The organism is Streptosporangium sp. NPDC002607 (assembly GCF_053592655.1).
The window spans coordinates 1-3048 of sequence record NZ_JBSFWD010000145.1 but is presented as its reverse complement, the minus strand read 5'-3'; the positions used below and the strand labels follow the sequence as shown (position 1 = coordinate 3048).

1 protein-coding gene is annotated in these 3048 nt (G+C 69.8%); it reads right to left on the bottom strand.

What is annotated here, in order from left to right; genetic code table 11:
- Positions 1-3048: SDR family NAD(P)-dependent oxidoreductase (locus ACWD3H_RS47490; protein WP_451959776.1), on the bottom strand; the 3048-nt coding region annotated here is incomplete at both ends.

Sequence of the window (3048 nt, the reverse complement as noted above, 5' to 3'; positions counted from 1 at the left end):
GCCTCCCACGACGTCTCCAGCAGCAACCGCTGCTGCGGATCCATCGCCAAAGCCTCACGCGGCGAGATCCCGAAGAACCCCGGATCGAACTCCCCAGCCTCGTGCAGGAAACCACCCTCACACACATAGCTGGTCCCGCGATTCTCCCGATCCGGGCTGTACAACCCGTCGAGATCCCAACCCCGGGACGTCGGGAACTCGCCGATCCCATCACCGCCCTCGGCCACCAGTCGCCACAGGTCCTCCGGAGAGGCCACCCCACCCGGATAGCGGCACGCCATGCCCACGATCACGATCGGATCGTCCGCCGCAGGCACGACGGACGTGGGGATGATCACGTCGGCCTGCTCGCCGAGCAACTCACCCAGCAGGAACTCCGCCAGCACCACCGGAGTCGGATAGTCGAACACCAACGTCGCCGGCAACCGCAACCCCGTCGCGCCGTTCAACCGATTACGCAACTCCACCGCGGTCAGCGAATCGAACCCCAACTCCCGGAACTCCCGCCGCACCTCCACCAACTGCGGCGAAGCATGCCCCAGCACCGTGGCCACCTCACCCCGAACCAGCTCAACCACCAACCGCACCCGATCGGCCTGCCCCAGACCGGCCAACCGCCGAACCAGCGCCCCATCCCCCGCCACCGGCACCGACGCCGCCGACCGGCGAACCCCACGCACCAACCCACGCAACAGATGAGGCACCCACCCCTGCGCCCGCACCGCCGACACGTCAAACCGCGCCGCCACAACCGCCGCACGACCCACCGCAACAGCGGCCTCGAACAACGCCAAACCCTGCTCAGGCGACAACGGCATCATCCCCGCCCGCGCCATCCGCCGCATATCCGCCTGGCTCAGCGTGCCCGTCATCCCGGCGTCCTGTGCCCAGGCACCCCACGCCAGCGACAACCCCGCCAGCCCCTCAGCCCGCCGCACCTTCGCCAACGCGTCCAGGAACGCGTTCGCCGCCGCGTAGTTACCCTGCCCCGCCCCACCGAACGTTCCCGCCACCGACGAGAACACGATGAAGCCGGCCAGATCCAGACCCCGGGTCAGCTCGTGCAGATACCAGGCCGCATCCACCTTCGGCCGCAACACCCCATCCAACCGCTCCGCCGTCAACGACGGAATCGTCCCGTCGTCCAGCACACCCGCGGTATGAATCACCGCCGTCAGCGGATGCTCGGCATCCACCCCGGCCAGCAACGCCGCCACCTGGCCCCGATCGGCCACATCACAGGCGACGATCTCGACCTCGACCCCATGCGCGATCAACTCCGCCCGCAACTCCACCGCACCCGGAGCATCCAGACCCCGACGGCTGGTCAGCAACAGACGCCGCACCCCACGCTCGGCCACCACATGCCGCGCGAACAACCCACCCAGACCACCGGTACCACCAGTGATCAACACCGTCCCCTCCGGATCCCAGACCCGGCCCGCCACGTCGGCAACCTTGGAGCCCGCCAGACGCGGCACCAGTACCTCACCCCCGCGCACCACCGCCTGCGGCTCACCCGACGCCAGCACCCAGGCCAACACCTCCGGCAGCGCCGACAGCGAAGACTCCCGCCCGTCCACGTCCACCAGCACGAACCGGCCCGGGTTCTCCAACTGCGCACTGCGCACCAGACCCCACACCCCGGCCGCCGGCAGATCAGTGACCGTGTCCTCTTCCCGCGCCTCAATCGCACCACTGGTGAGAATCACCAAACGGGAGTCGACGAACCGGTCGTCGGCCAGCCATCGCTGCACCAGATCCAGCACCCGGGCGGCCAGCTCATGCGCCGACTCCACCACTCCGCACGCCGGGTCCGAGATCGCCTCGGCCATTATCACGCTGGGTACCGGATCTGCCAGGACCGACAGATCCGCGTGAACCTGAGCCGGTTGACCGACCGTCTCCCAGGCGGCGGCGACCCCTAGGAGGTCGAGACCGAGCACCGCCACCGGCACCGCATCGGCCGTCGAAAGCTCCGTCAGCGGCGACCACTCCACCTCGAACAGCGGGTCCCGCCCCGTCCCTCGACCGCCGGAGGCGACCGCGAGCTGATCGGCGGAGACCGGCCGCAGCACCAGTGAACGTGCCGACAGCACCGGCTCCCCAGTGGCGTCCACCGCGCTCACCGAAACCGAATCGTCGCCCGTCTTGGCCAGCCGCACTCGCAGCAGCGAGGCGCCACTGGCGTGCAGGCACACTCCGCTCCAAGAGAACGGCAACCACCCCCCCTCGGAATCATCCAGCCCGGCGAACGGCACCGCGTGCAACGCCGCATCCAACAGCGCCGGATGCAACCCGAACGAACCCGCGCTCGACTCCACCTGCCCAGGCAGTGCGATCTCCGCGAACACCTCACCACCCTCACCCCGCCAAGCAGCCCGCAACCCCTGGAACACCGGCCCATAGCTCAGCCCGTCCCAGGCCAGCCGCTCGTACAACCCATCCAGCTCGATCGCCGACACCCCACGCGGCGGCCACACCACCGTCTCGAACGGCGCAGCGGCGCGGCCTCCGGCCGTCAGCACACCGGTGGCGTGCTCCACCCACGGCTCATCCTCAGCCGCCTCCGCCAGCCGCGCGTAGATGCTCACACCACGACGACCCGACTCCGCGGCGGTGGCCACCCACACCTGCACCGCCACCGCGTCCCGCTCACCCAGCACCAACGGCGCATCCAGCGTCAGCTCCTCCACCACATCAAAACCGACCTGATCACCCGCCCGGATCGCCAACTCCAGGAACGCCGTGCCCGGCACCACCACCGAACCCATCACCGCGTGATCGGCCAGCCACGGATGCGACCGCAGCGACAACCGGCCGGTCAGCAACACCCCATCGGAACCGGCCAGCCCCACCGCCGCACCCAGCAGCGGATGCCCCGCAGCCGCCAGACCCGCCGCCGCCACGTTCCCCGCGCGGTCACCGACGCCCTGGGGCCAGTACCAGTGGTGCTGGAAGGCGTAGGTCGGCAGCTCCACCCGCCGCCCACCCGGCAACACCGCACGCCAGTCGAGCGCTACCCCGTGCACATGCAGCTCGGCCAGC